A 25,277-nucleotide genomic window follows, 5' to 3' on the forward strand; every position below is an offset into this window, starting at 1 on the left:
AAAGCGGTTATGAGGTCAGGCGGTAGACCTTCCGTGCCGTCGACTCGTAGATGCACGACTGTTCGTCTTCACTCAGCCCGCTGGTGAAGTCCTTAGTTGTCTCCACTACCTCGCCGTAGGTCGCCGCGAGGAGGCAGACGGGCCAGTCTGAGCCGAACATGACCCTTTCCGCGCCGAAATATTCAAGGACGTGCTCCACGTAGGGCTGGAGCTGACCAGGAGTCCAGTCGGTCCAGTTCGCCTCGGTGACGAGGCCGGAGATCTTGCACGCCACGTTGCCCAGCTCGGACATCGCCTCGATCTCGGTCGCCCACGGCTCCAGCAGCCCGCTGGAGACGGGCGGCTTGGCGGCGTGGTCGAGCACGAACCGCGCCTCGGGCAGGTCGGCGGCGACCTTGCGGGCCACGCCGAGCTGGTGGACGAGCACCAGCAGGTCGTAGGCCAGCCCGGCGGAGGCGACGGCCCGCAGGCCGCGCACGACGTCGGGGCGGGCCAGCCACTCGTCGTCGGGTTCGTCCTGGACCTGGTGGCGGATGCCGACCAGCAGGTGGCCGCCCGGACCCTCCCGCAGCTCGGCGAGGACGTCGGCCACGTCGGGAGCGGTCAGGTCGACCCACCCCACGACGCCCTTGATCAGCCCGCCGGACTCCAGCGCGGTCCGCAGGAACTCGCGGGTCTCCTCGACCGACGAGACGGTCTGCACGAGCACCGTGCCGTCGGCGTCGGTGGCGGCCCGCAGTTCGGGCAGCCCGAACGGGCGCCTGATCGGCGCGAGCGCCGCGCCGGACATCCACGGGTAGTCGCGTCGGGACGGGTCCCAGAGGTGATGATGCGCGTCGATCATCAGAACCCCAGCTCCTCCCACAGAGCCTCGGGAACGGGCCGGGCGGCCAGCTCCATGTTCCCCCGGACCTCCTGCACGGACCTCATCCCCAGCACGACCGTCGACACCGCCGGGTGACGCAGCGGGAACGCCATCGCGGCCTGCGGCAGCGTCACGCCGTGGCGCTCGCAGACGGCGGCGATCTCGCGGGCGCGGGCGACGACCTCGTCGGGCGCGGGGGCGTAGTTGAACGTGCCCCCGGTGACGTCGTGGCGGGCCAGCAGGCCGCTGTTGAACACCCCTCCGGCGACCACCGAGACGCCGCGCCGCCGGCACAGCGGCAGCAGCTCGGCCTCGGCCGACTGGTCGAGCAGCGTGTAGCGGCCGGCCAGCAGGATCGTGTCGACGTCGGTCTCGCGCACGAAGTCGGCCAGCATCGGCCACTGGTTCATGCCGACCCCGACGGCCTTCACCACGCCCTGGTCGCGCAGTTCCGCGAGCGCGGGGAACGCCTCGCCGACGGCCTGCGCCCAATGGGTGTCGGGGTCGTGGATCAGGGCGACGTCGATCGAGTCGAGGCCCAGGCGATCGAGCGACTCCTCCAGCGAGCGCAGCACGCCGTCGCGGGAGAAGTCCCAGGCCCGCACATGGGTCTTCGGCACGTCGAAGCCCTGGTCGTCCTTGCCGATCCCGTCAGCCGGCACGAGCAGCCGCCCCACCTTGGTGGACAGCACGAACTCGCCCCGCGGCTTCTTGGCGAGCGCCTCGCCGAGGCGGCGCTCGGACAGGCCCAGCCCGTAGTGAGGGGCCGTGTCGAAGTAGCGGATCCCGGCGTCCCACGCGGCCTCAACCGCGGCGGACGCCTCGTCGTCGGTGAGGGCCGTGAACAGGTTCCCCAGCGGCGCGGCCCCGAAGCCATAGGTCGTCGTCACGCCGAAAACCGTAGAGAACGGAGCCCTCGGACGTACAGCCCCCGACATCTCCCAGACCTTGCCGAGCGGCCCGGCGGACGGGTCGAAGTCGCCCTCCAGGTGGCGGTTCATCTGTTTCTGCCAGGCTTGGTTGACCGGGTGGGCGGTGATGCGCGCCTGGAACACCGCGTAGTCGACGACCTCCACGTAGTGGAACAGGTCGAGGCCGTCACGCCAGATCCGCCACACCCGGGCGCCGGCGTCGCGCATCGCGCGTTCCAGGCCCGGCAGGAGCCGGGCGTGCTCGGCGTCGTAGGCGGCCTCGCTGCCGGGCTTGAGCCGGGTGCGCAGGGCGATGCGCTGCACGCCTCAGCTCCTCGGCCGAAGGCGCAGGCCCTGCATGCCGCCGTCGACCGCCAGCGAGGTGCCGGTGGTGGCCGAGGCGAGCGGGCTGGCCAGGTAGGCCACCGCGTGGGCGACCTCCTCGGCGCTGACCAGGCGGCCCATCGGCTGGCGGGCGTTCAGGGCGGCGCGCTCGGCGGCCGGGTCGTCGGCGGCGTCGAGCAGCCGGCCGACCCACGGGGTGTCGGCGGTGCCCGGGTTGACGCAGTTGACCCGGATCCCGTCGCGGACGTGGTCGGCCGCCATCGCCAGCGTCAGCGAGTAGACGGCGCCCTTCGTCGCGCTGTAGACCGCCCGCTGGGGCAGCCCGGCCGTGGCCGCGATCGAGCAGGTGTTGACGATGGCCGCGTGGCTCGACTCGCGCAGGTAGGGCAGCGCGGCCCGGGTCACCCGGACCATGCCGACGACGTTGACGTCGTACACCCGGAGCCATTCGGCGTCGTCGTTGTCGGCGACCGTGCCGGCCGCGCCGATCCCGGCGTTGTTGACGACGATGTCGAGGCCGCCGAGCTCCTCGGCGGCGGACGTGACCGCCGCGCGCACCGAGGCGTCGTCGGTCACGTCGGCCTTGACGCCGACGAAGGGCTCGCCGGGCGGGTTGAGGTCGAGGCAGGCGACCCGCGCGCCGCGCTCGGTCAGCAGGGTGGCGATGGCCAGGCCGATGCCCTGGCCCCCGCCGGTGACCAGGGCCTTCAAGCCCTCGAACTCGGTCATGACTCTCTCCAGACCGGCCCATCGGGGAAGACGTGGGCCGCGATCGACTCGGGCCGCATCTCGGCGCTGAACCCGGGCGTGACCGGCGCGCGGTAGGCGCCGTTGGCGATGACGACCGGGTCGACGAAATGCTCGTGAAGATGATCAACGTACTCGATGACGCGATTGTCCATCGTGCCCGTCACCGACACATAATCGAACATCGACAGGTGCTGCACCAGTTCGCACAGCCCGACACCGCCGGCGTGCGGGCAGACCGGCACTCCGAACTTGGCCGCGAGCAGCAGGATCGCGATGTTCTCGTTCACGCCCGCGACGCGCGCGGCGTCGAGCTGGAGATACGACAGGGCCCGCGTCTGGAGGAGCTGCTTGAAGATGACCCGGTTCTGCACGTGCTCGCCGGTGGCCACCGGGATGGGGGCGATGGCCCGCGCGATGGTGGCGTGGCCGAGCACGTCGTCGGGGCTGGTCGGCTCCTCGACCCAGTGGGGCGAGTAGGGGCTGAGCGCCTCGATCCAGCGGATCGCCGCGCCGACGTCCCAGCGCTGGTTGGCGTCGATGGCGATCGGGAAGCCCTCGCCGCAGACCTCCCGGGCGATGCGCATGCGGCGCACGTCGTCCTCCAGGTCGGCGCCGACCTTCAGCTTGATCTGCCGGAAACCCTCGTCGAGCGCCTCCTTGCAGAGGCGGCGCAGCTTCTCGTCGTCGTAGCCGAGCCAGCCGGGCGAGGTCGTGTACGCCGGGTAGCCCGTCTCCAGCAGCTTCTCGATGCGCTCGGCGCGGCCCGGCTCGGCGCGGCGCAGGATCTCCAGCGCCTCGTCGGGGGTGAGCTCGTCGCCGATGTAGCGGAAGTCGACCAGGTCGACGAGCTCCTCGGGCGACATCTCGGCCAGCAGCCGCCACAGGGGCTTGCCCTCACGCTTGGCCTTGAGGTCCCACAGCGCGTTGACGACCGCGCTGATCGCCATGTGCATGACGCCCTTCTCGGGGCCCAGCCACCGGAGCTGGCTGTCGTACACCATCTCCTTGTAGAGGGCGCCGAGGTCGCTGACGTCGCGGCCGAGCACGTAGGGCTCCAGGGCGCGGATCGCGGCGGTCTGGATGTCGTTGCCGCGGCCGATGGTGAACGCGAAGCCGTGACCCTCGCAGTCGCCGTCGGACAGCACGACGTAGGCGGCCGAGTAGTCGGGGTCGGGGTTCATCGCGTCGGAGCCGTCGAGCTCCAGGGACGTCGGGAACCGGATGTCGAAGGTCTGGAACGACTGGATCGGCCGGTAGATCGAAGGGTGGATCGACGCCGCGGTGGTCACGCCTGCCCCACCGTCTGCCGCTGCCGTCCGAGACCGTCGATCTCGAGCTCCATGACGTCGCCTTCCTTGAGGTAGGGATGGAGGCCGCTGAGGGCCACTCCGGCGGGTGTGCCGGTGTTGATCACGTCCCCGGGTTCGAGGACCATGAACTGACTGAGGTAGCGCACGATCTCGGCCACACCGAAGATCATGTTCTTGGTGCTGCCGTTCTGCTTGAGGTCGCCGTTCACCCACAGGCGCAGCCCGAGCGCCTGCGGGTCGGGGACCTCGTCGGCCGTGACGAGCCAGGGGCCGAGCGGCTGGAAGGTCTCGCAGGACTTGCCCTTGTCCCACTGACCGCCGCGCTCGAGCTGGAACTCGCGCTCCGACACGTCGTTCGACACGAGGTAGCCCGCGACCGAGGCGAGCGCCTCCTCATGGGAGCCGAGGTAGCGGCAGGTCGAGCCGATCACCAGGGCGAGTTCGACCTCCCAGTCGGTCTTCACGCTGCCGCGCGGCACGAGAACCTCGTCGAAAGGTCCGACGACTGTGTTGGAGGCCTTCATGAAGACCACCGGCTCGGCCGGAACGGCGGCACCGGACTCCTCCGCGTGGTCGCGGTAGTTGAGCCCGATGCATACGATCTTTCCGGGCCGGGCGACGGCCGGGCCGATGCGCAGGCCGTCCTGGTCGAGCTCGCGAAGCCCGGGAAGGGGGTCACCGGAGAGCGCCTCGCGGACACGGTCGAGCCCTCCGGAGGCGAAGAAATCGGGGGTGAAATCGCCTCCGTTGAGGAGTTCGCCCAGGTCGAGCAGCCGATTGTCGTCCGTGAGCGCGGCTGGGCGTTCCGCGCCTTTTTCGCCTACTCGAAGCAGCCTCACGACTCCCCCTATACATCCGATGTTTGCACGAAGAAGCCTGAGGCCAGCCCTGCCTCCGTGTCAAGCTCAGACATCGGATGACCTGTTCGGTGCGGAAACATGCTTGGCTGGAACACGTTCCACCTTCCCTTTCGGCCCAACGATGATCGGGTGATCACATGCTCATCGACCTCGTCGACATGGATCGGTACGCGGCCTCCGGCGCCCCCCACGACCAGTTCAGCTGGCTGCGGGCCAACGCGCCGGTCTACCGCCACCAGGGCGGCCAGATGGAGGGCTGGCCCCCGTTCTGGGCGCTGACCAAACACGCCGACGTGGTGCACGTGTCACGGCGCAGCGACCTGTTCTCGTCCCACCGGCGGCTGTCGCTGTTCCCCGAGCCGGGCGAGGCGGAGCTCGAACTCCAGCGGCTGATGATGCTCAACCAGGACCCGCCGGAGCACACCCGCCGCCGCTCGCTGGTCAACCGGGGCTTCACCCCCCGCGCAATCTCCAACCTGGAAGACCACATCCGCGAGATCTGCCACCAGCTCATCGACGAGGCCCACGGGAAGCCGAGCGTCGACTTCGTCCGCGACATCGCCGCGCCCCTGCCCCTGTACGTCATCTGCGAGCTCCTCGGCGCCCCCGCGGAAGACCGGAACAAGCTGTTCGAGTGGTCCAACCGCATGATCGGCATGGACGACCCCGACTACTCGGCCAGCCCCGAAGAGGGACTGGAGGCGCCGATGGAGGTCTACGCCTACGCCAACAAGCTCGCCGAGGCCCGCCGCGAAGACCCGCGCGACGACCTGGTGACCAAGCTCCTCCAGCCGGGCGACGACGGCGAGGAGCTGACCGTCGAGGAGTTCGACCTGTTCGTGCTGCTCCTGGTGGTGGCCGGCAACGAGACGACCCGCAACGCCGCCTCGGGCGGCATGCTGGCCCTCTTCGAGCACCCCGACGAGTGGGCCAAGCTCGTCGCCGACCCGGCGGTGGCCCGCACCGCCGCGGACGAGATCGTCCGCTGGGTCGCCCCGGTGAACCTGTTCCGGCGCACCGCGACCCAGGACATGGAGATGCGGGGCCAGCAGATCAAGGAGGGCGACAAGGTCGTCATCTTCTACGCGGGCGCCAACCGCGACGAGGAGGTCTTCGCCAACCCCGGCGTCTTCGACGTCACCCGCGACCCCAACCCCCAGCTCGGCTTCGGCGGCGGCGGCGCCCACTTCTGCCTCGGCAACCACCTGGCCAAGATGGAGCTCCGCGTCCTGTTCGAGGTCCTGTCGGAGCGCGCCCCGAAGATCCAGCAGGCCGGCGAGGCCCGCCGCCTGCGCTCGTACTTCATCAACGGCATCAAGGACCTGCCGGTGTCGCTTTAGGCCTGTCTGACTGCCGCGCCTGTTTGATGGCCGCGCCTGTCTGACTGCCGCGCCTCCGGCGCGGCGGCTCGCCCGCCTCAAGCCCGTGCCTTCCCTCGTCGCTCCGGTTCGCTTCGCTCTCCTGCGCTCCTCAGTCCAGGCACGGGCGCGGGCGAGCAAGTCCCCCATACGACTGAGGGAAGGCATCTGGCGTGACGCCGGGGATCAGCCGGGGCAGGCGTTGAGGGCGACGAAGGCGTCGGGGGCGGCGACGCTGTTGAGGGCGGGGAAGGTGTACCTGGCGTCCTTGACGGCGAAGGCGTAGACGCCGGGGCCCTGGCAGCCGAAGGAGAAGATCTGGTCGACGTCGAGGTGGCCGTCGAGGCCGCTCACCGCGCTGAAGGGCCCTGACACGACGAGGTCGCCGTTCCTCTGGATCTCGAAACGTCCCCTGACCGAGCAGGGGACGGAGATCCAGAAGGGCGCCGCGATCCGGCAGTCGGCCGAGAGTGCCCCGTGCGGCCGGTCGCCGTCCTCCAGGCAGAGCCGCCACACCACGCTGGAGACGCCCTTACGGGTGTCGAGCTGCGCCCCGCAGCCACCAGCCTGAGCTTGGGCCTGGGCGGGAAGCGCGAAGAGACCCGCCCCCAGCACCGCCAGCGACACAATGTATTTGATCATGTGCAGAAAGTAGCGATCTTGAGGTTAATCCCAGCGCTTTGACAGCCACGACGCGCCAGAGCCGATAGGGGCCGGAGCAAGTCATACGGCCAACCAGTCGTGGCTTGGCCGCGTCCGGGTCCTGGACTGAGGAGCGCAGGAGAGCGAAGCGAACCGGAGCGACGAGGGAAGGCCCGGACATGAAGGCGGCCAAGCCCGCCGCGCCGGAGGCGCGGCCATATCAAGGCCAGCTCGAGTCCTGGGGGTCGCCGCCCTCGCTGAGGAGGCGGAGGTCCGACTCGACCATCATGGCGATCAGTTCCTCGAACGGGACCGTGGGCTCCCAGCCGAGTTGCATGCGGGCCTTCTTCGGGTCGGCGCAGAGCAGGTCGACCTCGGCCGGGCGGTGCAGCGCCTGGTCGGCGATCACGTAGCGCTCCCAGTCGAGGCCCGCCGCCGTGAAGGCCGCCTCGACGAGTTCGCGGACCGACTGGGTGCGGCCCGTCCCGATGACGAAGTCCTCCGGGTTCGGGGCCTGGAGCATCAGGTGCATGGCCCGTACGTAGTCGCCCGCGTAGCCCCAGTCGCGCCGGGCCTCCAGGTTGCCGAGCCGCAGCTCGGAGGCCATGCCCAGCTTGATGCGGGCCACCCCGAGCGACACCTTCCTGGTCACGAACTCGGCCCCGCGCCGGGGCGACTCGTGGTTGAAGAGAATGCCGGAAACGGCGTACATGCCGTACGACTCCCGGTAGTTCTGCGTGAGGAAGTGGCCGTAGGTCTTGGCGACGCCGTAGGGCGAGCGGGGGTGAAAGGGGGTCACCTCGGTCTGCGGGGTCTCGCGGACCTGGCCGAACATCTCCGACGACGAGGCCTGGTAGAAGCGGATCTCCCCGCCGCGCGAGGAGCAGACCCGGATCGCCTCCAGCATGCGCAGCACGCCCATGCCGGTCACCTCGGCCGTCAGTTCGGCCTGCTCCCAGGACATCGGCACGAACGAGATGGCGCCCAGGTTGTAGACCTCGTCGGGGCGGACCTTCTCCACGGCCGAGATCAGCGAGCCCTGGTCGAGCAGGTCGCCGCGGACCAGGTGGACGTCCTTGGGGAGCTTGGAGACGCGCGGGTTGGCCTGACCCCGGATCAGGCCCCACACCTCGTAGCCCTCGGAGATCAGATGTTCGGCGAGATAGGAGCCGTCCTGACCGGTGATGCCCGTGATCAACGCGCGTCTGGCCAACACGTCCTCCTCCGTACGCGAACTTTGTAGGCGAATGTACCCCGAAGGCCCTGACCAGTTCGCATTCGTAGAACATGTTCCACCGAACGGCATTCGACCGGCCTAGGCTAAGGTCATCTCAGGTGCCCCCACAGGGGCGGAAAGGGGTGCTTCGGGGTGGAGAGGCTGCGCGTCGCACTGCTGTCCTATCGCAGCAAACCCACCTGCGGCGGTCAGGGGGTGTATCTCCGCCACATCACCCGCGAGCTGGTCGCCCTCGGGCACCACGTCGAGGTCTTCTCGGGTCAGCCCTATCCGGAGCTCGACGAGGGCGTGATCCTCAACAAGATCCCGAGCCTCGACCTCTACCGCGACGAAGACCCATTCCGGACCCCCAAGCTGGGCGAATACCGCGACTGGATCGACCTGCTCGAAGTCGGCACGATGTGGACGGCCGGCTTCCCCGAGCCGCTGACCTTCAGCCTGCGGGCCCACCGGGAGCTCAAGCGGCGGATCGGCGATTTCGACGTCGTCCAGGACAACCAGACCCTCGGATACGGGGTCCTGGGCATCCAGAAGCACTTCCCGGTGGTCGGCACGATCCACCACCCCATCAGCGTCGACCGGCGGATCGAGCTGGAGGCCGCCGAGGGCTGGGCCCGGCTCTCCAAGCGCCGCTGGTACGGCTTCGTCCGCATGCAGGCCTACGTCGCCGCGCGGCTGAAGCCGATCCTGACCGTCAGCGAGTCGTCGGTGGCCGACATCCACCGCGACTTCGACGTGCCCCAGTCGAACCTGCGCCTGATCCCGCTCGGCGTGGACACCAGGTTCTTCCACCCGCGCCCCGAGCTGCCCAAACGCAAGGGCTCGATCGTGGCGGTGGCCAGCGCCGACTCGCCGATGAAGGGCGTCGCAACGCTGCTGCGGGCGGTCGCCAAGCTCTCCACCGAGCGCGACGTCAACCTGACGATCGTCAGCAGGCCGACGCCCGGAGGCCCCACCGAGCAGCTCGTGGCCGAGCTCTCCCTCCACGACCGGGTCAGCTTCGTCCACGGCATCTCCGACGACGAGCTCGGCACGCTGATCGCCACCTCGGAGATCTCGGTGGTCCCCTCGCTGTACGAGGGCTTCTCCCTGCCCGCCGTGGAGCACATGGCCTGCGGGACCCCGCTGATCGCGTCCCGGACCGGCGCCCTGCCCGAAGTGGTGGGCGACGCCGCGGTCCAGGTCGCCCCGGGCGACCCCGAGGAGCTCGCCGCGACGCTGCGCCGCCTGATCGACTCCCCCGAACTGCGGGAGGAGTACGGCAGGCGCGGCTACGACCGTGTCATGGAGCGTTACGCGTGGCCCGTCGTGGCCAGCAAGACCGTTGAGGCCTACCGCGAGGCCATCGCCGCGCGCTGACCCGAAGGGTTCCCCAGGAGATGCTGACCGTCGATTTCGCCCGCCTGCCCGTCGGACCCGGTGACCGCGTGCTCGACCTGGGCGCCGGTGGCGGTCGGCACGCCTTCGAGGTGCTCCGCCGCGGCGCCGACGTGGTCGCCTTCGACCTCGACCCGGCCGAGATGGAGTCCGTGGCGAACATGTTCGCCGCCATGGACAAGGAGGGCGAGGTCCCCTACGGCGCCTCGGGCGAGACCGTCGTCGGGACGGCCCTGGACATGCCCTTCCCGGACGCCTCGTTCGACCGGGTGATCGCCTCGGAGGTCCTGGAGCACATCCCCGAGGACATGGCGGCGATGAAGGAGATCGTCCGGGTGCTGAAGCCCGGCGGGCTGCTGGCCGTGACGGTGCCGGCGTTCCTGCCGGAGCGGGTCTGCTGGGCGCTGTCGGAGGCCTATCACACGGCCCCCGGCGGGCACATCCGGATCTACACGCTGGCGGAGCTGTCGGCCAAGCTGAAGTCCTCGGGCCTGGAGATCGGCGACCACCACCACGCCCACGGGCTCCACACGCCCTACTGGTGGATCAAGTGCGCCGTCGGGGTCGACAACGACGACCATCCGATCGCCAAGGCCTACCACGAGCTGCTGGTCTGGGACATCATGAAGCGCCCCGCCGTCACCCGGATCGCCGAGCAGCTCCTCAACCCGGTGATCGGCAAGAGCGTGGTCCTCTACGCCAGGAAGCCCGCATGATCCCGGCGGTGCCCGGGGTCGTCACCAGCGAGGACATCGCCGCCACGGCGGCCAGCATCGCCGCCGTCCAGCTTCCCGACGGCGGCATCCCCTGGCCCGAGGGCCACGTCGACGCGTGGAACCACGTCGAGTGCCTCATGGCGATGACGGCGGCCGGCCTGCGCGAGGCCTCCCTGCGGGGGTACGCGTGGCTGCGCCGCCACCAGCGCGCCGACGGCTCGTGGCCGATGAAGGTCCTCGACGGCCGGCCGCTGGAGGAGCGGGGCGAGTCGAACCACGCGGCCTACGTCGCCGTGGGCGTCTGGCACGACCTGCTCGTCACCGGCGACGAGGCGTTCGCCCGGGAGATGTGGCCCACGATCGTGCGGGCCCTCGACTTCGTCACGGGGCTCCAGACCCGGCGCGGCGAGATCGTCTGGGAGGCCTCCCCCGGCTCCTACGCGCTGCTGACCGGCTGCTCGTCGGTCTACCAGGGCCTTCGCTGTGGTGTACGGCTGGCGGAGCGTCTCGGCGATCCGCAGCCCGGCTGGGAACTGGCGGCCGACCGGCTGGGCCACGTGCTGCGCGAACACCCAGAGGCGTTCGCCGACAAGAGCCGCTTCTCGATGGACTGGTACTACCCGGTCCTCGGCGGCGCCCTGCGGGGGGAGCGGGCGCTGCGCCGGCTCGACGACGAGTGGGACCGCTTCGCCGTGCCCGGCCTCGGCATCAAGTGCGTCGAGGACCAGCCGTGGGTGACCGGCGCGGAGTCGTGCGAGCTGGTCCTGACCCTCGACGCGGTCGGCGACCCCCGGGCCCTGAAGATCTTCACCGAGATGCAGCACCTGCGCCACCCCGACGGCTCCTACTGGACGGGCTGGCAGTTCGTGAACGAACGCCACTTCCCCCACGAGCGGTCGGCGTACACGGCGGCGGCGGTGATCCTGGCGGCCGACGCGCTCTCGCGCACCACCCCGGCCAGCGGCGTCTTCCGCGACGCGGGCGCCTTCGCCGGGGACCGCGCCACCGAGGACTGCGGCTGCCAGCGGGCCGGATCGCCCGCCTAGACCTTCTCCAGGGCCCTGAGCGACCCGGTCACCCGGACCTCCTTGTAGCCCTCGTCGAGAGCCCGCAGATAGATCCGGTAGGGCGCCTGGCCGCCCTCGGCCGGGTCGGGGTAGATGTCATGGAAGATCAGGACACCGCCGGGCACCACGTGGGGCGCCCAGCCCTCGTAGTCGCGGGTCACCGGCTCGTCGGAGTGTCCGCCGTCGATGAACAGCAGGCCGAGCGGGGTGCGCCAGTGCTCCGCCACGGTCGCCGACGCCCCCACGATCCCGATCACCTGGTCTTCGAGGCCGGCGGTGGCGACGGTCGTGCGGAAGAAGGGCAGGGAGTCCATCCGGCCGAAACGGTGGTCGACCAGCGTGGGGTCGTGGTGGGTCCAGCCGGGCTGGATCTCCTCCGAGCCGCGGTGGTGGTCGATCGTGAACAGGACCGTGGAGGTCTCACGGGCGGCGGCGCCCAGGTAGACGGCCGACTTGCCGCAGTAGGAGCCGATCTCGGCCATCGGCCCGCGGGAGCCGTACAGACAGCCGAGTTCGTAGAGGGCCACGCCCTCGGCGGGGGGCATGAAGCCTTTGGCCCGCTCGGCGGTCTGTCGCAGATGAACCGGCATCGGAGGGTGTGTCACCCGCCCGACACTACCCTTGTCCGCATAGATGCAACGTGTTCTACTTCTGGTCGTGAACCAGCGCGCGCGGATCTCGATGACCGGCGAAGAGGTGGCCACCCTGCTGAAAGAGGGCCGCAAACTCCAGCTCGCCACGATCAATCCCGACGGGACGCCCCACCTGGTGACCATGTTCTACGGCCTGTCCGACGACGGCCGGGTGATCTTCTGGACGTACGCCAAGGCGCAGAAGTCCCGCAACATCGACCGCGACCCCCGGGTGACCTGCCTGGTCGAGACCGGCGAGGACTACGGCGACCTGCGCGGCGCGACGATCTACGGCACCGCGCTCCCCTACGACGACGTCATGGACGCCGGCATGCGCGTCGCCGCCAGGATGACCGGCCAGGACCCCGAGCCGATGCGCCCCTTCGTCGAACTGACCGGACGCAAGCGCGTCGCCTACATCGTCGAGCCGGGCCGCGTAGTCTCCTGGGATCACCGCAAACTGCACGGGAGTTCCTGATGCCGAAGGTCATTGTCGACTACCTCGTCTGTGAGGCCAACGGGGTCTGCGTGGGCCTCGCACCGCAGGTCTTCGACCTCGACGACGACGACAACCTGCACGTCCTCCTGGAAGAACCCCCCGCCGAGATGCTCGACCGGGTCCGGCACGCCGTCCGGTCCTGCCCGAAGGCGGCACTTTCGCTCGAAGAAGAGTAAAAACCACCGGAGGTTCCCATGCGTGGCGCTCTGCTGCACACCATCGGCGCGGACAAGCTCGACATCCGCGACGACCTGACCCTCATCCCGGTCGGCCCGACGGACGTCCGGGTCCGGATCAGGGCCACCGGCGTCTGCCACTCGGACCTGTCGGCCATCTCGGGCGTGCTCCCCCAGCCCGCCCCCCTGGTCCCCGGCCACGAGGGCGCGGGCGAGGTCGTCGAGGTGGGTGACCACGTGCGGGGCGTCGCCCCCGGCGACCATGTGATCATCAACTGGACCCCGGCGTGCGGGGCGTGCCCGAGCTGCACCCACGGGCAGCCCCACCTCTGCCTGACCTCGGTGGTGCGCGGCTTCACCGAGCCGGGTTTCACCTTCGACGGCGGCAAGCCCGCCTTCGGCATGGCCGGCTGCGGGACGTGGGCCGAGGAGATCGTGGTCCCCGAAGGCGGCGCGATCAAGGTCGACACCGACGTCCCGTTCGAGATGGCCGCCCTGATCGGCTGCGGGATCACCACCGGCGTCGGCGCGGTCCTGAACACCGCCAAGGTCCGCCCCGGCACCACGGTGGCCGTGGTGGGCTGCGGCGGCGTGGGCCTGTCGGTCATCCAGGGCGCCCGCATCTCCGGCGCGACCACGATCCTCGCGATCGACCCCCTGGAGTCCAAGCACGAACTGGCCAAGAAGGTCGGCGCCACCCACGCCTGCACCCCCGACCAGCTCATGGACGCCATCGGCACCCTCACCGGCGGCCAGGGCTTCGACTACGGCTTCGAGGTCGTCGGCAAGTCGCAGGCCATCATGACCGCCTGGCAGGCGACCCGGCGCGGCGGCGACGTGATCGTGGTCGGGGCGGGGGCGATGGACGACATGGTCCCCCTCAACGCCTTCAGCCTCCTGTTCGACGGCAAGAACCTGCTCAGCTCCCTGTACGGGGGCTCCGACGTCCGCCGTGACTTCCCGTTCTTCGCGGGGCTGTACAAGGCCGGCAAGCTGGACCTGGAGAGCATGATCAGCTCCCGCATCCAGCTCACCGACCTCAACGACGCGGTGGCCGCCCTGCGGGGCGGCGAGGTGCTGCGTCAGATCGTGCTGATGTAGAACGCGGACTGACCTGGTCGGCCGAAAGGCCGATCAGGTCAGCCCACGCCGGTGTTGATCCCCGACGCGATGACCCCGCGGTCGATCCAGTGGTCGCCCGTGATGTCGGCGCGGACGTTGATCCAGCCCCGGACCGAGCCGTTGCTCCGGTCGATGGCCAGGTAGTCGGCCCGGGCGTCGCCGTTGAGGTCGCCGAAGCGGGCGACGCGGCCGGTGAGGGCGACACCGGTGCCGATGCCGGAGGCGATCACGCCCCGGTCCTCCCACTGGTCGCCGCCGCTCTCGGCGCCGACGTTGCGCCAGGCGCGGGTGTTCCCGGTGGCCGGGTCGATCGCCAGGTAGTCGTCGCGCCCGTCGCCGTCGATGTCGGCGAACTGGACGTAGCGGCCGGTCAGCGAGACGCCCGTGTTGATGCCGGAGGCGATGACGCCCTTGTCCACCCAGTGGTCGCCGCTGCGGTCGGCGCCCCGGTTGAGCCAGGCCCGGGTGTTGCCGTTCGCGGGGTCGAGCGCCAGGTAGTCGTCGCGGCCGTCGCCGTCGATGTCGGCGAACTGGGTGACCCGTCCCGGCAGGCCGACGCCGGTGCCGATGCCGGAGGCGATCACGCCCCGGTCCTCCCAGCGGTCGCCGCCGTTCTCGGCGGCGATGTTGCGCCAGCCGCGCGTGTTGCCGGTGGCCGGGTCGAGGGCCAGGTAGTCGTCGCGGTGGTCGCCGTCGAGGTCGGCGAAGATCACCACCCGGCCGGTGCCGTGGCCGACGCCCGTGTTGGTGCCGGACGCGGTGATGCCGCAGGGCACCCAGTGGTCGCCCGAGTAGTCGGCGCCGTTGTTGAGCCAGGTCCGCACCGAACCGTTGGCGGCGTCGAGGGCCAGGTAGTCGTCGCGGCCGTCACCGTTGAAGTCGGCGAACCAGGCCTCCCGGCCGCTGCCGCCGTGCGCGTCGGGACCGGGCGCGCACAGCGCCGGTTCGGGACCGCCGGTCGGGGTGATCCACCCTTCCATGGCCGCCCGCATGACCCCGAGGTGGAAGATCTGGCCCATCTTCCGGTAGCCGTTGTCGTTGGGGTGGACGTCGTCGGCGATGTCGTTCGGGGTCACCGCGGCCATGTCGACCAGGATGATGTGCCGGCCGGCCTCCTGGCGGGCCCTGATCAGCTCCGGCAGCCGCTGGTTGAACTGCCTGATGCGGGCGTCGATGGCCGGCGTACGGGACGGGACCAGCGTGGAGACGACCACGGCCACCGTCGGCCGGAACACGAAGATCCGGTCGATCAGGCCCATGAGGCGGTCGGCGGCGGTGCTCGCCTGGTAGTTCTGGATCATGTCGTTGGTGCCCAGGTGCAGGGTGACCACGTCGGGCCGATAGGTGTTGAGCCAGCCCTCGACCTGGCCCTGGATCTGGTCGATCCGCCAGCCCGAATGGCCCTCGTGGTCGCGGTCGGGGCCGCTGCCGTGAGCGAGGGAGCCCATGAGGTCGTACTGGAATCCCATGTTCGTGAGGGAGCGCTGGAGCACCGTGCGGTAGCTGGAGTTCGTCGGGCTGCCGACGCCCTCGGTGATGGAGTCGCCCAGCGGCATGAGCCGCATCGCGCCCGGGACGCGCACCCGGGAGACGGCCTCCGGGATGCGGCTGGCGAGCTCACCGAGGAAGTTGGCGGCGACGCCGCAGGCGTCCCGGAACGCGGCCCAGTTCCCGGCGAGCTGTTCGCCCAGCCTCCGCAGCCCCGCGCCGAGCCTCTCGATGTGGCCCGGCAGGACCTCCTTGGCCCAGGTGTTGATCCCGGCCTCCCAGGCGGCGCCCCCGGCCGCCATCGCGATCGCCCCGATGAACGTCGTGGCCCAGGCTTTGCCGTCCCTGAGCGTCCCGTCGAAGGCCTGCAGGATCATGCCTCTGACCAGGCCTGCGAAGAAACCGCCGATGCTGACGCAGAGGACGGCGGCCGCGGGCATGTAGCCGACGCACAGTGTCCTGAGCACCAGCCCCGTCAGCATGCCCGCCACCGCGGCGAGGACCTCGGCCCACCAGCTCGCGTTGGTGAGCGGCGCGCCGTCGGTGATGGTGAGCTTGATGCCGTTGGACGTCAGCCCGAGTTGCCCGGTGAAGGGGGTCCAGTCGTCGAACCCGCCGCCGGGCAGGCCGTTGGGGTTGTTCTCGAGGTCCTGCTTGATCGTGTCGCTGATCCTGGCGTTGCGGGCCTGCGTCTCCGTGAGGATCTGCTGCATCTGCGCCGAGGAGTAGCCGGACGCCTCCAGGCTGACGACGACGTCGCCGTCGGCCATGGCGACGGAGAGCGCGCCCATCGACTGCGCGGCGAGGGCCGGTGGAACCGGGGTCAGGGTGGCCAAGAGCGAGATCACCAGGGTCAGGATGATCGCCAGACGGGTCTTCACACACGCCTCCGGACTGAGGGGCCTTGATCGTCTCCGGGCGACCCGGCCTCTGCACCAAACAGGGCGTGAACAGTCAGGGACTTTACCGATCGCCAGATCGGGCTATCATCGCTGTATGGCGATTGAAGGTCGTTGTGTCAGCACGGACATCGCCGCCGGCGTCTCCCCCGCGGCGGCCCTCTTCCACTCCCTCGCCGACGAGACCCGGCTGCGGATCGTCCAGCGCCTCGCCCAGGGTGAGGCCCGCGTGGTCGACCTCACCGGCGAGCTGGGCCTGGCCCAGTCCACCGTCTCCAAGCACCTCGCCTGCCTGCGCGGATGCGGGCTCGTCGACTTCCGGACCGAAGGCCGGCAGTCCTTCTACTCCCTCACCCGGCCCGAGCTGATGGATCTGCTCACCTCGGCCGAGCATCTGCTCCGGGCCACCGGGCACCAGATCGTCCTGCGGCCCGCATGACCCGGCGCGCGACGCTCCAGAGGCGGATCCGCCTGCTGGTGACCGCGACGATCGCCTACAACGTCGTGGAGGCGGTCGTGGCCATCGGCGCCGGGACCGTCGCGTCGTCGGCGGCGCTCATCGGGTTCGGCCTCGACTCCGTGGTCGAGGTCGCCTCGGCCACCGCGGTGGCGTGGCAGTTCTCGGTCGCCGACCACGAGCGCCGGGAACGGCGGGCCCTGCGGGTCATCGCGGTGTCGTTCTTCGCGCTGGCCGCCTACGTCGCCTTCGACGCCGTCCGGGCGCTGCTCGGCGAGGGCGAGGCGGCCCACTCGACGGTCGGGCTGATCCTGGCGGGCGTGTCGCTGGTGGTGATGCCGGCGCTGTCGTACACGCAGCGGAGGGCCGCCCGGGAGATCGGCTCGGCGAGCGCCCTCGCCGACTCCAAACAGACCCTTCTCTGTACGTACCTCTCCGCCGTCCTGCTGGCCGGCCTGGCCCTCAACAGCCTCTTCGGCTGGACGTGGGCCGACCCGATCGCCGCCTTGGTCATCGCCGCCGTGGCGGTCAGGGAGGGCCGCGAGGCCTGGCGCGGCGACACCTGCTGCGCCTGCTAGACCGTGAAGTTGATCCAGACGTCGGGCGGCAGGTCCGGCCGGTCCGGCACGGGCCTGCGCTCCTCGGCCCAGGTCCCGGACGAACACGAAGCCGAGCGGGCCCTCGTCACGTTCGATCAGGTAGGGCGCCCAGCCGGGGTCGGTGAAGGCGGCGTGGACCCGCTCGCTGCGGTATGTCCCGTCGGGGTTGGGGTAATTGCCGATGAACTCCGACATGTCGTGCCGGAACATCAGCCAGAGCCGCTCCACCGTCGGCCGGTCGGCGGCGGTGGCGAGACGGAGGCGGAAGTCGGTCATGACTCTGGACTACCTCACCTCGGCGACAGTTGTACGCCGGGATTTGCTCCGTATCGTCCACCTCAGTGCTGTTGATCACCCCAGGAGGATCGGTATGTCCGACGATGTGGCGCGGCGCGTCTTCGACGTGGTCGACTCGTTCGATCCCGACGCGTTCGCCAAGCTGTTCGCCGACGACGGCACCCTGCGGTTCGGGAACGCCGCGCCCAGCCAGGGCCCGGAGGCCATCGCCGCCGCGATCCGCGGCTTCTTCTCCACGCTCGCCGGTCTGAGCCATCGGATCGTCCGGAGCTGGGAGGTGGGCGCCGAGGTCGTCGCCGAGACCGAGGTGACCTACGACCGGCTCGACGGCACGCAGGTCGGCGTCGTCGCCGTGTCGATCTGGACGACCGGCGACGACGGCCTGATCACCGACTACCGCATCTTCGTCGACCTCGCGCCCCTCTACGAGACCCAGGGCTCGGTGGTGACGACCGAGGTCTAGAACTCCTCCCAGGTCTCCGGGTCGAGCCTGACCGGCTCGCCGGTGTCGAGGGCGGTGATCGCGGCGAGGTCGGGCGCGTCGAGGTGGAAGCCGAAGACGTCGATGTTCTCCCGCTGCCGCTCCGGGTTCCCCGACTTCGGCACCACGGTGATCCCCCGGTCGAGCAGCCAGCGCAGCACCACCTGCGACGGCGTCGCGCCGACCCGCCGGGCGATGTCCACGATCACCGGGTGTTCCAGGATGCCGGTGTTCCGCTCCAGCGGGCTCCAGGCCTGCAGAACGGTCGGGTCGCCCTCCGTGGCCTCCACGAGGGCGACCTGGGCGTGAGTGGGCGAGACCTGCCGCTGGTTGACCGCCGGGTGGACGCCGGTCTCCTTGACCACGGCGCCGAGATGCTCCGGCGTGAAGTTGGACACCCCCACCGACCGGATGAGCCCCTCACGGGCGAGGTCGAGCAGCGCGGCGTAGGTCTCGACGTACTTCCCGACCCGGGGCAGCGGCCAGTGGATCAGATAGAGGTCGACGTAGTCGAGCCCCAGCCGTTCGAGGGAGGCCTCCAGAGCCGGCCGCGCTTTGTCGGCCCCGTGATCGTCCCCACGCAGCTTCGTGGTGACGAACAGATCCTTCCGCGGCAGCCCCGACTCCCGCACCCCCGCCCCCACGGCCGCCTCGTTGCCGTAGGCCGCGGCCGTGTCGAGCAACCGATATCCGGATTCGATCGCGGACAGAACGGCATCAGTGGCAGAGCGCCCCTTGAGGGGATAGGTCCCCAGCCCCACGGCGGGCATCGAGTATCCGGTGTTGAGAGTCACGTTGGCATTCATGACTCCATCGTCGTATGGGGGACTTGCGAGGCCGCGCCCGGGCCTGGACTGAGGAGCGCAGGAGAGCGCAGCGAACCGGAGCGACGAGGGAAGGCCCGGGCATGAAGGCGGCCGAGCCGCCGAGCCGGAGGCTCGGCAAATAGACACGGCCTGCGCTCCTGACCTAGGGAAGCGCAGGCCGTGCCCTGTCTATGTGGACGTCACTCCGAGCTGAAGGCGGCGTCGAACGCCGCCGCCGGCGGGGTGATCGCGTTGAGCTTCGAGATGTACGCCAGGGCCTCGGGCGCGCCCATGAGGCGGTCCATGCCGGCGTCCTCCCACTCGATGGAGATGGGGCCGTCGTAGCCGATGTGGTTCAGGGCGCGGAAGCAGTCCTCCCACGGCACGTCGCCGCGGCCGGTGGAGACGAAGTCCCAGCCGCGCTTGGGGTCGGCCCACGCCAGGTGCGAGGACAGGATGCCGCGGCGGCCGTCGCCGATGCGGACCTTGGCGTCCTTGCAGTCGACGTGGTAGATCCGGTCGGCGAAGTCGAGGATGAAGCCGGCCGGGTCGAGCTGCTGCCACACCATGTGCGACGGGTCCCAGTTGAGGCCGAACGACGCCCGGTGGCCGATGGCCTCCAGGGTCTTGACCGTCGTGTGGTAGTCGTAGGCGATCTCGCTGGGGTGGACCTCGTGGGCGAAGCGCACACCCTCCTGCTCGAACACGTCGAGGATGGGGTTGAAGCGCTCGGCGAAGTCCTCGTAGCCACGGTCGATCATGGCCTGGCTGGCCGGCGGGAACATGGCCACGGTGTGCCAGATCGAGGAGCCGGTGAAGCCGACCACGGTGCTGGCGCCCAGGAGGGCGGCGACGCGGGCGGTGTCCTTGGTCTCCTGCGCGGCGTTCTGCCGGACCTGCTCGGCGTCGTCCGACCACAGGCGCGAGGGCAGGATGCCCTTGTGCCGCTCGTCGATCGGGTGGTCGCAGATGGCCTGGCTGATCAGGTGGTTGGAGATCGTCCAGACCTTGAGGTTGTACTTCTCCAGGGTCTCCAGCTTGCGCTTGACGTACCCAGGGTCGCTCAGGGCCTTGTCGATCTCCAGGTGGTCGCCCCACGTGGCGATCTCGAGGCCTTCGTAGCCCCATTCCGAGGCGAGGCGGCAGACCTCCTCGAAGGGGAGGTCGGCCCACTGGCCGGTGAAGAGGGTGATCGGTCGCGTCATCGTCGTCAGTCTCCGTCAGTCTCCTGGGACGAGGTGTATGCCCCTTCCGCCCGGAACGCGAAACGGCTCGGGTGGCACTCACGTGTACGTCGCCTCGGCGCGACGGCGTACCCGCGACCGTGCCGGTCGCGTTCCGGGCGGACGGGAACCCCGGGTCCCCCCGAAAAAGGTGTGCGTGGTCTAGACAGTCGTCCAGCGGCTGTCGTCGCCGGCGCTGCGCTCGACCGCGTCGAGCACCTTCTGCACTTGGAGTCCGTCGTCGAACGAGGGGGTGGGGTCCGCCTCGGTCGCGATGGCCTCCAGGAAGTCCTTCACCTCGTGGGTGAACGTGTTCTCGTACCCGAGGCCGTGGCCCGGAGGCCACCACGCGCCCGCGTAGGGGTGGCCCGCCTCGGTGACGAGCACCCGGCGGAACCCGCCTTCCTCCGCGGCCAGCGTGTGGTCGTGGAACCACAGCTCGTTCAGCGACTCGAAGTCGAACGAGATGCTCCCGAGGGAGCCGTTGACCTCGATGCGCAGCGCGTTCTTGCGGCCGGTGGCGAAGCGGGTCGCCTCGAAGGAGGCGATCGCGCCGCCGCCGAAGCGGCCGGTGAAGATCGCGGCGTCGTCGACCGTGACCCGGCCCATCTCGGCGCCGCCCTGGGCGGAGAGCCCGGCGGAGGCGTCGGCGAGCGGGCGCTCCTTGACGAAGGTCTCGGTGATGGCCGAGACGCCCGTCAGGTGGTCGCCCAGGATGAACTGCGCGGTGTCGATGATGTGCGCGCCGATGTCGCCGAGCGCGCCCGAGCCGGCCTTGTCCTTCTGGAGCCGCCACACGAGGGGGAACTCGGGGTCGACGATCCAGTCCTGGAGGTACACGGCGCGTACGTGCCGGATGGTCCCCAGACGTCCCTCGGCGACGAGCTGGCGGGCCAGCGCGACGGCGGGGACGCGGCGGTAGTTGAAGGCGACCATGCTGCGCACGCCCCGGGCCGCCGCCACGCGGGCGGCGGCGGCCATGGCCTCCGCCTCCTCGACGGTGTTGGCCAGGGGCTTCTCGCACAGCACGTGCTTGCCCGCCTCAAGAGCGGCGATGGCGATCTCGGCGTGAGAGTCGCCGGGCGTGCAGATGTCGACCAAATGCACGTCGTCGCGCTTGACGAGTTCCTTCCAGTCCGTCTCGACGGACGCCCAGCCCATCTGTTCGGCTGCCGCCTGGGTGTTGGCCAGCGACCGGCCGGACAGGACCGCCATCGACGGCTTGACCGGCAGGTCGAAGAACGCGCCCACGCTGCGCCAGGCCTGGGAGTGCACGCGTCCCATGAACGCGTACCCCACCATGCCGACCCCGATGACCGGCTTCACGACTCGAAGCCCAGCGGCAGGTACTCGGCGGCGTTCTCCTTCGTGATGGTCTCGGAGGCCAGGGTGATGGACTGCGGGACCTGGTGCTCCAGGAGGTCGCTCATGCCCTTGCCCTGCGCGATGAGGCGGGCGAGCTTGATCGCCGAGGCGGCCATGGTGGGCGAGTAGGTGACCGTCGCCTTGAGGACGCCCGAGTCGGCCTGGATGTCACGCATGGCGTTGGCCGAGCCGGCGCCGCCGACCATGAAGAACTCGGAGCGGTTGGCCTCCTTGATGGCGGCCAGCACGCCGATGCCCTGGTCGTCGTCGTGGTTCCAGATGGCGTCGATCTTGGGGTGCGCCTGGAGCAGGTTGGCGGCGACCTCGGTGCCCGACTCGACGGTGAACTGCGCGTCCTGCTTGGCGGTCACCTTGAAGCCGTAGCTCTTAAGGGCGTCTTCGAAGCCCTTGCTGCGGTCCTGGGTCAGGGGCAGGGTGGCGATGCCCTGGATCTCCAGGATGACCGGGTCGGCGGTGCCCGCGTCCTTCAGCTTCTTGCCGATGAAGTGGCCGGCGGCCACGCCCATGCCGTAGTTGTCGCCGCCGATGTAGGTCCGGTACGACAGCTTGTCCGGGAAGATGCGGTCGAGGTTGACGACCGGGATGCCGGCGTCGGTGGCGCTGCGGGCGATCTGGTTCAGCTGGGCGCCGTCGTTCGGCAGCATGACGATGACGTTGACCTTGGCGGCGATCAGCGACTCGACAGCGGAGATCTGCTGGTTGATGTCGTTGGTCGGCTCGACGGCCTTGAACTCGACGTCCGAGTACTTGGCGGCGGCGTCGGCGGCGTTCTTCGCGATGGCCGCGATCCAGCCGTGGTCGGCGGCGGGGGCCGAGAAGCCGATGACGACCTTCGTGCCCGGCTCGTCGTTGCCACCGGCGGCGGGCGCCGGGGCGGCGGCGGCAGCCGAGGTGGCGGCCGGAGCCGCGGCGGGCTCGTTGCTGGTGCAGGCCGAAACGAGGGCACCGGCGCCGATGACGGCACCGCCGAGGAGGAATCCGCGGCGACCCGGGGTCTGGGTCATGATGTGTGTCTCCTTGGAGAGTAATTTCCGGCAGTGAGGTACCAGGACCGCGGCGGAACAGGTGCCACGGCCCAGCGGGGGGTGAGAACTGAGCTATGTACTTGCGTTGAGGCTGCGCCGCTGCAGAAGAACGGCGGCCACGATGATCAGGCCCTTGGCGATGAGCTGGTCACTGGTGTTCAACCCGTTGAGGATGAACAGGTTGGTGATCACGGTGAAGATCAGCAGACCGAGGATGGCTCCCACGATCGTGCCGCGCCCACCGGTGAGAAGCGTGCCGCCGATGATGACCGCGGCGATCGCGTCGAGTTCGTACAGGTCGCCGTGGGTGGACGACCCGGTCGTGGTGCGCGCCATGATGATGATCGCGGCGATGCCGCAGCAGAACCCGGACAGGGCGTAGAGCAGCATCGTGTGGCGTCGCACGTTGATGCCGGCCAGCCGGGCCGCCTCGGGGTTGCCGCCGACGGCGTAGGTGCGGCGGCCGAAGGTGGTGCGGTTGAGGATCAGCCAGCCGATGATGACGACCACGGCGAAGATGTAGACGAGCAGCGGCAGGCCGAACACGCGGGTCGTCGAGATGTCGACGATCAGCTGGTTGTCGGGCCCGACGAGCTGGGTCTTCCGGTCGGACATGCGCTGGGCCAGACCGCGGGCGGCCACGAGCATCGCCAGCGTGGCGATGAAGGGCACCATTCGCCCGTACGAGATCAGGAAGCCGTTGAGCAGTCCGGCGCCGGTTCCGACGAGGACGGCGCAGATCATCATGACCCACGGCCCGTAGGCCTGGGTCGCCAGCGTGGTGGCCCACACGGAGGCCAGTGCCATCACCGCGCCGACCGAAAGGTCGATGCCGCCGCCGATGATGACGAACGTCGCGCCGACGGTGATGACGCCGATGGTCGCGGCCAGGGCCAGGATCGACACCATGTTGGAACTGGTGGCGAACGCGTCCGGCACGGTGACGATACCGACGACGGCCAGGATGACCAGGGCCACCACCAGGCCGATGTGCGGGATCTCGCCGATCCTGCCTAGTCGGAGACCGCCTCCGCCTGAGGGCTGGGCGGTGGCCGCGTGGGCCTTCGCCGGGGCGGTTTCGTCCGCCTTGGGTGCGGACACCTGTTGCGGATTCACCTCTGTCATGGAACGGGCTCCTGCTCGATCAGTCGTGGGAGGGGGCGGACACCGGGTGGGCGTCCATGACGAGGTCCAGCACGGTGTGCTCGTCGAGCTCTCCGGCGCCGGCCTCTCGGACGATGCGGCCTTCGCGGATCACCAGCACGCGGTCGGAGAGGCCGAGGACCTCGGGAACCTCGCTGGAGACCAGCAGCACGCCGACGCCTTCGTCGGCCAGCTTGCGGACCAGGGCGTAGATCTCGGCGCGGGCGCCGACGTCCACACCGCGGGTCGGCTCGTCGAGCAGCAGCAGCTTGCGGCCGTCTCCGACCAGCCAGCGGCCGATGACCGCCTTCTGCTGGTTGCCGCCGGAGAGGGTCTTGATGACCCGGTTGGGGTCGGGCGGGCGGATGTCGAGCGCCTTCACCAGGTGCGCGGCCTCCGCGGCCTCCTTCTTGCGGTTGATCCACCCCAGGGTGGAGTAGCGCTCAAGGCTGGCGAGGGTGATGTTGCGGGCGATGCTCTGTCCGAGCAGCAGGCCCTGCGCCTTGCGCTCCTCGGGGGCCAGGCCCATGCCGAGGCGGACGCTGCGGGTGGTGTTGGCCCGGATGAGCTGCGCGTTCAGCGTGATCTTGCCAGTGCAGCGGCGGGCGCCGTACACGGCCTCGATGATCTCGGAACGGCCGGAGCCGACCAGCCCGGCGAGGCCGACGATCTCACCGGCCCGCACCGAGAACGACACGTCGCGCACCATCCCGGCTACGGACACGTTGTCCAGCTTGAGAAGTTCGTCCCCGAAACCGCCCTCGTGGCGGGGCGGGAAGACGTATTCGACATTGCGGCCGGTCATCAGCGACACGACCTGGTTGGTCGGGGTGGTCTTGGCGGGCAGTCCGACCGCGACGGTGCGGCCGTCCTTCAGCACGGTGACACGGTCGCCGATCTCACGGATCTCCTCCAGGCGGTGGGAGATGTAGATGACGGCGACGCCCTGTGCGGTGACCTCCCGGATGATCCGGAAGAGGTTGTTGACCTCGTCGTGCGCCAGTGCGGCCGAGGGTTCGTCCATGACGATGATCCGCGCGTCGTGCGACAGGGCCCGCGCCATGGAGACGACCTGCTTGCCGGCCGGCGAGAGCCGGCCCACTTCGGTCGTCGGGCGGATCTCGCCGTGCCCGAGTCTTTCGAGGATCTTCCTGGTCGCGGCGTTGGTCGCACCGCGACGGGTGAATCCCATCGTGGCGTGCTCGTGCCCGAGGAACACGTTCTCGGCGACGGACAGACCGTCGACGAGGTCGAGTTCCTGATAGATCGTCGCGACGCCCAGCTTCATAGCGGCCGTCGGGGTTGCCAGCTTCACCGGCTCGCCGTTCATCAGCACCTCGCCGGAGTCCGGCTGGTGGGCGCCCGCGAGCACCTTGATGAGGGTCGACTTACCGGCCCCGTTCTGTCCCAATAGACAGTGGACCTCTCCGGCGCGGACGTCGAGGTCCACGCCGTCGAGCGCACGCACGCCGGGGAACTGTTTGACGATGTCCCGCATCGCAAGCAACGGTGCGGTTTCCGACTGCTCCCGGCTTATGTCCTCCATGTTTCCGGATGCTAAGGACGACTTATGCTGACGGTCAAGCAAAAGTGGGTGTCCTGATGT

General features: G+C 69.8%; 25 protein-coding genes. 10 read left to right on the forward strand and 15 right to left on the reverse strand.

Features of this window, described 5'->3' with window-relative positions:
- Positions 1 to 7: 7 nt before the first annotated feature.
- The 5 genes from AW270_RS22620 to AW270_RS22640 are packed head-to-tail and all read right to left on the reverse strand — an operon-like array spanning position 8 to position 5,020.
- A complete protein-coding gene (locus tag AW270_RS22620; protein WP_061297127.1) occupies positions 8 to 844 on the reverse strand; it encodes an amidohydrolase family protein in 837 nt (278 codons plus the stop codon).
- Positions 844 to 2,100, reverse strand: a complete 1,257-nt coding sequence (locus tag AW270_RS22625) for an aldo/keto reductase (RefSeq protein ID WP_082801758.1) — start codon at positions 2,098 to 2,100, stop codon at positions 844 to 846. Before AW270_RS22625 ends, AW270_RS22620 begins: the two co-directional genes overlap by 1 nt.
- Before the next feature lie 3 nt (positions 2,101 to 2,103).
- Positions 2,104 to 2,850, reverse strand: a complete 747-nt coding sequence (locus AW270_RS22630) for an SDR family NAD(P)-dependent oxidoreductase (RefSeq protein ID WP_061297128.1) — start codon at positions 2,848 to 2,850, stop codon at positions 2,104 to 2,106.
- Complete coding sequence (locus tag AW270_RS22635) at positions 2,847 to 4,160, reverse strand: L-fuconate dehydratase (protein ID WP_245674804.1); 1,314 nt, start codon at positions 4,158 to 4,160, stop codon at positions 2,847 to 2,849. The genes AW270_RS22630 and AW270_RS22635 overlap by 4 nt, the downstream gene beginning before the upstream one ends.
- Complete coding sequence (locus AW270_RS22640) at positions 4,157 to 5,020, reverse strand: fumarylacetoacetate hydrolase family protein (protein WP_061297129.1); 864 nt, start codon at positions 5,018 to 5,020, stop codon at positions 4,157 to 4,159. Before AW270_RS22640 ends, AW270_RS22635 begins: the two co-directional genes overlap by 4 nt.
- Positions 5,021 to 5,178: 158 nt before the next feature.
- Here AW270_RS22640 and AW270_RS22645 point away from each other — a divergent pair, with 158 nt between their 5' ends.
- Positions 5,179 to 6,381: a cytochrome P450 gene (locus AW270_RS22645; protein ID WP_061297130.1), complete on the forward strand. Its 1,203-nt coding sequence runs from the start codon at positions 5,179 to 5,181 to the stop codon at positions 6,379 to 6,381.
- A 204-nt stretch (positions 6,382 to 6,585) separates the two neighbouring features.
- On the opposite strand, the gene AW270_RS22650 is transcribed toward AW270_RS22645, so the two are convergent.
- Both AW270_RS22650 and AW270_RS22655 read right to left on the reverse strand, forming a co-directional pair.
- The gene (locus AW270_RS22650; protein WP_157522416.1) at positions 6,586 to 7,041 is read right to left on the reverse strand and encodes a hypothetical protein; all 456 of its coding nucleotides are present in this window, start codon (positions 7,039 to 7,041) and stop codon (positions 6,586 to 6,588) included.
- A 220-nt stretch (positions 7,042 to 7,261) separates the two neighbouring features.
- Entirely contained in the window at positions 7,262 to 8,254 is a 993-nt protein-coding gene (locus AW270_RS22655) for a GDP-mannose 4,6-dehydratase (protein ID WP_061297132.1), read from the reverse strand.
- 165 nt (positions 8,255 to 8,419) lie between these two features.
- On the opposite strand from AW270_RS22655, the gene AW270_RS22660 reads away from it, so the two are divergent.
- Genes AW270_RS22660 through AW270_RS22670 form a run of 3 tightly spaced genes read left to right on the forward strand, consistent with a single transcriptional unit; the run spans position 8,420 to position 11,417 of the window.
- On the forward strand, positions 8,420 to 9,637 hold the full coding sequence (locus tag AW270_RS22660; RefSeq protein WP_174549886.1) for a glycosyltransferase family 4 protein: 1,218 nt from the start codon (positions 8,420 to 8,422) through the stop codon (positions 9,635 to 9,637).
- A 20-nt stretch (positions 9,638 to 9,657) separates the two neighbouring features.
- Positions 9,658 to 10,371 (forward strand): class I SAM-dependent methyltransferase, encoded by a 714-nt coding sequence (locus tag AW270_RS22665; protein WP_061297134.1) that lies wholly within the window; start codon positions 9,658 to 9,660, stop codon positions 10,369 to 10,371.
- Entirely contained in the window at positions 10,368 to 11,417 is a 1,050-nt protein-coding gene (locus AW270_RS22670) for a glucosidase family protein (protein ID WP_061297135.1), read from the forward strand. Before AW270_RS22665 ends, AW270_RS22670 begins: the two co-directional genes overlap by 4 nt.
- Here AW270_RS22670 and AW270_RS22675 read toward each other — a convergent pair.
- Positions 11,414 to 12,028, reverse strand: coding sequence for a class I SAM-dependent methyltransferase (locus tag AW270_RS22675; protein ID WP_061297136.1), 615 nt, complete (start codon positions 12,026 to 12,028; stop codon positions 11,414 to 11,416). The two genes, AW270_RS22670 and AW270_RS22675, sit on opposite strands and share 4 nt — an antisense overlap.
- Before the next feature lie 67 nt (positions 12,029 to 12,095).
- Here AW270_RS22675 and AW270_RS22680 point away from each other — a divergent pair, with 67 nt between their 5' ends.
- Genes AW270_RS22680 through AW270_RS22690 form a run of 3 tightly spaced genes read left to right on the forward strand, consistent with a single transcriptional unit; the run spans position 12,096 to position 13,846 of the window.
- Positions 12,096 to 12,548 (forward strand): pyridoxamine 5'-phosphate oxidase family protein, encoded by a 453-nt coding sequence (locus AW270_RS22680; protein WP_061297137.1) that lies wholly within the window; start codon positions 12,096 to 12,098, stop codon positions 12,546 to 12,548.
- Positions 12,548 to 12,745: a ferredoxin gene (locus AW270_RS22685; protein ID WP_061297138.1), complete on the forward strand. Its 198-nt coding sequence runs from the start codon at positions 12,548 to 12,550 to the stop codon at positions 12,743 to 12,745. Before AW270_RS22680 ends, AW270_RS22685 begins: the two co-directional genes overlap by 1 nt.
- A gap of 18 nt (positions 12,746 to 12,763) precedes the next feature.
- Positions 12,764 to 13,846, forward strand: coding sequence for a Zn-dependent alcohol dehydrogenase (locus AW270_RS22690; protein WP_061297139.1), 1,083 nt, complete (start codon positions 12,764 to 12,766; stop codon positions 13,844 to 13,846).
- 38 nt (positions 13,847 to 13,884) lie between these two features.
- Here AW270_RS22690 and AW270_RS22695 read toward each other — a convergent pair whose 3' ends face one another.
- Complete coding sequence (locus AW270_RS22695) at positions 13,885 to 16,236, reverse strand: GDSL-type esterase/lipase family protein (protein WP_061297140.1); 2,352 nt, start codon at positions 16,234 to 16,236, stop codon at positions 13,885 to 13,887.
- A gap of 115 nt (positions 16,237 to 16,351) precedes the next feature.
- Between AW270_RS22695 and AW270_RS22700 the strand changes: the two genes are divergently transcribed.
- From AW270_RS22700 to AW270_RS22710, 3 genes are all read left to right on the forward strand, one after another.
- Positions 16,352 to 16,693: an ArsR/SmtB family transcription factor gene (locus AW270_RS22700; RefSeq protein ID WP_061297141.1), complete on the forward strand. Its 342-nt coding sequence runs from the start codon at positions 16,352 to 16,354 to the stop codon at positions 16,691 to 16,693.
- On the forward strand, positions 16,690 to 17,289 hold the full coding sequence (locus AW270_RS22705; RefSeq protein ID WP_061297142.1) for a cation efflux transmembrane domain-containing protein: 600 nt from the start codon (positions 16,690 to 16,692) through the stop codon (positions 17,287 to 17,289). Before AW270_RS22700 ends, AW270_RS22705 begins: the two co-directional genes overlap by 4 nt.
- Positions 17,290 to 17,680: 391 nt before the next feature.
- The gene (locus AW270_RS22710) at positions 17,681 to 18,070 is read left to right on the forward strand and encodes a nuclear transport factor 2 family protein (protein WP_061297143.1); all 390 of its coding nucleotides are present in this window, start codon (positions 17,681 to 17,683) and stop codon (positions 18,068 to 18,070) included.
- Here the strand turns inward: AW270_RS22710 and AW270_RS22715 are convergent.
- The 6 genes from AW270_RS22715 to AW270_RS22740 all read right to left on the reverse strand — a co-directional run bounded on the left by AW270_RS22715 (position 18,067) and on the right by AW270_RS22740 (position 25,169).
- The gene (locus AW270_RS22715; protein ID WP_061297144.1) at positions 18,067 to 18,894 is read right to left on the reverse strand and encodes an aldo/keto reductase; all 828 of its coding nucleotides are present in this window, start codon (positions 18,892 to 18,894) and stop codon (positions 18,067 to 18,069) included. The genes AW270_RS22710 and AW270_RS22715 overlap by 4 nt on opposite strands.
- Positions 18,895 to 19,094: 200 nt before the next feature.
- Entirely contained in the window at positions 19,095 to 20,099 is a 1,005-nt protein-coding gene (locus AW270_RS22720) for a sugar phosphate isomerase/epimerase family protein (protein ID WP_061297145.1), read from the reverse strand.
- A gap of 180 nt (positions 20,100 to 20,279) precedes the next feature.
- The gene (locus AW270_RS22725; RefSeq protein WP_245674805.1) at positions 20,280 to 21,443 is read right to left on the reverse strand and encodes a Gfo/Idh/MocA family protein; all 1,164 of its coding nucleotides are present in this window, start codon (positions 21,441 to 21,443) and stop codon (positions 20,280 to 20,282) included.
- Positions 21,440 to 22,507: a substrate-binding domain-containing protein gene (locus AW270_RS22730; RefSeq protein WP_061297146.1), complete on the reverse strand. Its 1,068-nt coding sequence runs from the start codon at positions 22,505 to 22,507 to the stop codon at positions 21,440 to 21,442. The genes AW270_RS22725 and AW270_RS22730 overlap by 4 nt, the downstream gene beginning before the upstream one ends.
- A 93-nt stretch (positions 22,508 to 22,600) precedes the next feature.
- Complete coding sequence (locus AW270_RS22735) at positions 22,601 to 23,629, reverse strand: ABC transporter permease (protein WP_245674806.1); 1,029 nt, start codon at positions 23,627 to 23,629, stop codon at positions 22,601 to 22,603.
- Between the two features lie 43 nt (positions 23,630 to 23,672).
- On the reverse strand, positions 23,673 to 25,169 hold the full coding sequence (locus tag AW270_RS22740) for a sugar ABC transporter ATP-binding protein (protein ID WP_245674807.1): 1,497 nt from the start codon (positions 25,167 to 25,169) through the stop codon (positions 23,673 to 23,675).
- Positions 25,170 to 25,277: the final 108 nt, after the last annotated feature.

This window comes from Herbidospora cretacea (genome assembly GCF_001570605.1).
GTDB classification, from domain to species: Bacteria; Actinomycetota; Actinomycetes; order Streptosporangiales; family Streptosporangiaceae; genus Herbidospora; species Herbidospora cretacea.